The organism is Phenylobacterium sp. (assembly GCF_044236515.1).
GTDB lineage: Bacteria > Pseudomonadota > Alphaproteobacteria > Caulobacterales > Caulobacteraceae > Phenylobacterium.
The window spans coordinates 1-3,337 of record NZ_JBIIGK010000234.1; the positions used below are offsets into that span (position 1 = coordinate 1).

A 3,337-nucleotide genomic window follows, 5' to 3' on the forward strand; every position below is an offset into this window, starting at 1 on the left:
GCGCCGTGGCCCTGGCCGATATCGCCGAGCGCCAGGAAATCTCGCTTTCGTACCTCGAACAGCTGTTCGCCCGCCTGCGCCGCAAGGGCCTGGTGCGCAGCGCCCGCGGGCCCGGCGGCGGCTATCGTCTGGCCCGCACCGCCGGCGAGACCACCATCGCCGAGATCGTCCACGCGGTGGACGAGCCGATCCGCGCCACCCGCTGCGCGGAATCCAAGGGCTGCATGATCAAGGGCGAGCGCTGCCTGACCCACGACCTCTGGGAAGACCTCGGCCAGCAGATCGAAACCTACCTGGCCTCGGTCAGCCTCGACGACGTGATCGGCGGCCGGCTCGCCGGAAGGCGGGCCGCATGACCGCCGCCGTCTATCTCGACTTCAACGCTACGGCGCCGGTGCGGCCGCAAGCCGCCGCCGCGGTGGCTCAGGCGCTCGCCGCAGCCGGCAACCCGTCGTCCGTGCACGCCGCCGGCCGCGCCGCCCGCGCGGCGGTGGAGGCGGCCCGCAGCGCCGTCGCCGACCTGATCGCCGCCCCGGCCTCGACCGTGGTCTTCACCTCCGGCGGCACCGAGGCCAACGCCCTGGCCATCGAGAGCGCCGTCGCGGCCGGCTCGAAGCGCCTTATCGTCTCGGCGGTCGAGCATGACAGCGTGCTGGAAGCCGCCAAGGCGTCGGGCGCCGTCGTCGAGACCCTGCCGGTGGACGCGCAAGGGGTGGCCGACCTCGCCTGGCTCGCCGAGCGCCTCTCGCGCTGGGACGCCGCCGACGGCCGGCCGCTCGTCGCCCTGATGCTGGCCAACAACGAGACCGGCGTGATCCAGCCGGTGCAGGCCGCGTCCGAGATCGTCCGCGCCGCCGATGGCTGGCTGCACGTCGACGCCATCCAGGCCGCCGGCAAGATCGTCATCGACAGCCGCGGCGTCGGCGCCGACACCCTCAGCGTCTCGGCCCACAAGCTCGGCGGCCCGCAGGGGATCGGCGCCCTGACCTTCGGCCCCCGCGCTGTCCTCTCGCGTCGCCTGCACGGCGGCGGCCAGGAGCGTGGCCGCCGGGCCGGCACCGAGAACGTGCCTGGCATCGCCGGCTTCGGCGCCGCCGCGCGCGCGGCCAACGCCCTGGAGCTCGCTTCCCAGGTCGCCTGGCGTGACGCCGTCGCCGCCCGCCTCAAGGCGCAGGGTTGCGTCGTGATGGGCGAGGGGGCCGATCGCCTGCCCAACACCCTGTGCTTCGCCACCCCGGGATATCCCTCGGAACTGCAGGTCATGGCGCTCGACCTGGCCGGCGTCATGGTCAGCGCCGGCTCGGCCTGCTCGTCGGGCAAGGTCAAGGCCAGCCACGTGCTGACCGCCATGGGCCAGGACGACCTGGCCGCCTGCGCCATCCGCGTCAGCGGCGGCTGGAGCACCACCGAACACGACTGGAACCGCCTCGCCGAGGCCTGGTTCGAAGCCCATGCCCGGCACGTGGCGCGACGCGCGCCCGCCGCCGTTGGAGTTGCGTAGCTATGGCCGCCGTCAAACAGACCGTCGAACACGTCCAGAGCCTGGAAAAGTACAAGCACGGCTTCGTCACCGAGATCGAGCAGGAGTACGCGCCGAAGGGTCTGAACGCCGACATCGTCCGCTTCATCTCGGCCAAGAAGGACGAGCCCGAGTGGATGCTGCAGTGGCGGCTCGAGGCCTTCGAGCGCTGGCTGGCGATGGAGGAGCCGACCTGGGCCAAGGTCAACTTCCCGCGCATCGACTACCAGGACACCTACTACTACGCCGCGCCCAAGCAGAAGGTCGCCCCCAAGAGCCTCGACGAGGTCGATCCGGAGCTGCTGGAGACCTACAAGAAGCTCGGCATTCCCCTGCGCGAGCAGGAGGTGCTGGCCGGCGTCGAGGGCGCGCCGCGCTACGCCGTCGACGCCGTGTTCGACAGCGTCAGCGTCGTCACCACCTTCAAGAAGGAGCTGGCCGAGGCGGGCGTGATCTTCTGCTCGATGAGCGAGGCGATCCGCGAGCACCCCGAACTGGTCCGCAAGTACCTCGGCTCGGTCGTGCCGGTCAGCGACAACTACTTCGCCTGCCTGAATGCGGCGGTCTTCTCCGACGGCAGCTTCGTCTACGTGCCGCCGGGCGTGCGCTGCCCGATGGAGCTTTCGACCTATTTCCGGATCAACGCCGAGAATTCCGGCCAGTTCGAACGCACCCTGATCATCGCCGACGCCGGGGCCTACGTCTCCTACCTGGAGGGCTGCACCGCGCCCCAGCGCGACGAGAACCAGCTGCACGCGGCGGTGGTCGAGCTGGTCGCCCTCGACGACGCGGAGATCAAATATTCCACCGTGCAGAACTGGTACCCGGGCGACCCGGAGACCGGGAAGGGCGGCATCTTCAACTTCGTGACCAAGCGCGCCGACTGCCGCGGCGCGCGCGCCAAGGTGTCCTGGACCCAGGTCGAGACCGGCTCGGCGGTGACCTGGAAGTATCCGTCCTGCGTCCTGCGCGGCGAGGGCAGCGTCGGCGAGTTCTATTCCATCGCCATCACCAACGGGCGCCAGCAGGCCGACACCGGCACCAAGATGATCCATCTTGGCCCCAACACCCGCTCGCGGATCATCTCCAAGGGCATCAGCGCCGGGAAGAGCTCCAACACCTATCGCGGTCTCGTCTCGGCCCACCCGAAAGCCAAGGGCGCGCGCAACTTCACCCAGTGCGACAGCCTTCTGATCGGCAAGCACTGCGCCGCCCACACCGTGCCCTACGTCGAGGCTCGTAACGGCCAGAGCGTGTTCGAGCACGAGGCGACGACGACGCGCCTGTCCGAAGACCAGCTGTTCTACGCCATGCAGCGCGGCCTTTCCCAGGAAGAGGCGGTGCAGCTGCTGGTCAACGGCTTCGTCCGCGAGGTTCTCCAGGAACTGCCGATGGAGTTCGCGGTCGAGGCCCAGAAGCTGGTCGCCATCAGCCTCGAGGGCAGTGTCGGATGACCGCCCGCGCCCGCAAGCTGAAGGCGCCGACGCTGCGCGACGCCTTCGAGACCGAATACGCCCGCCGCGAGATGGAGCGCCGCAAGCGCGAGGACGAGCAGCGCCGCCTGCAGGCGGCCGACCTTGCCGGCGCCGAGGCGCTGCACGAGGCCCTGGCCGCCGACGGCGCCTTCCTGGCCGAACACGGCCTGACCGTCGACCGTCGCGGCTACGCCGTCTCGCTGGATCACGCCCGCTACCGGATTTCCGCCTATTGGGAGAACGGCCGCGCGACCGTCGCCCTCTCCGACAAACGCGCCGCCCATCCGGGCGCCTCACCCCGCGAGCAGGAGAGCGTCGACACCGTCGAGGACGCCCTTCGCCT

At 70.5% G+C, this 3,337-nt stretch carries 4 protein-coding genes; all 4 read left to right on the forward strand.

The genetic code is table 11. The features are described 5' to 3' along the window. A partial coding sequence (locus tag ACILRF_RS15555; protein ID WP_395674490.1) for an Rrf2 family transcriptional regulator occupies window positions 1-356 on the forward strand: 356 nt, incomplete at its 5' end. Beyond that, the gene (locus tag ACILRF_RS15560) at window positions 353-1,501 is read left to right on the forward strand and encodes a cysteine desulfurase family protein (protein WP_395674492.1); all 1,149 of its coding nucleotides are present in this window, start codon (window positions 353-355) and stop codon (window positions 1,499-1,501) included. The genes ACILRF_RS15555 and ACILRF_RS15560, both read left to right, overlap by 4 nt. Window positions 1,502-1,503: 2 nt before the next feature. Beyond that, window positions 1,504-2,973 (forward strand): Fe-S cluster assembly protein SufB, encoded by a 1,470-nt coding sequence (gene sufB / locus ACILRF_RS15565; protein WP_395674494.1) that lies wholly within the window; start codon window positions 1,504-1,506, stop codon window positions 2,971-2,973. Further along, window positions 2,970-3,337: hypothetical protein (locus tag ACILRF_RS15570; protein ID WP_395674496.1), on the forward strand; the 368-nt coding region annotated here is incomplete at its 3' end. The genes sufB and ACILRF_RS15570, both read left to right, overlap by 4 nt.

Bases quoted from the DNA above. Each gene is read 5' to 3' on its own strand.
- ACILRF_RS15560 (WP_395674492.1), top strand. From the start codon at position 353: ATGACCGCCGCCGTCTATCTCGACTTCAACGCTACGGCGCCGGTGCGG.
- sufB (WP_395674494.1), top strand. From the start codon at position 1,504: ATGGCCGCCGTCAAACAGACCGTCGAACACGTCCAGAGCCTGGAAAAG.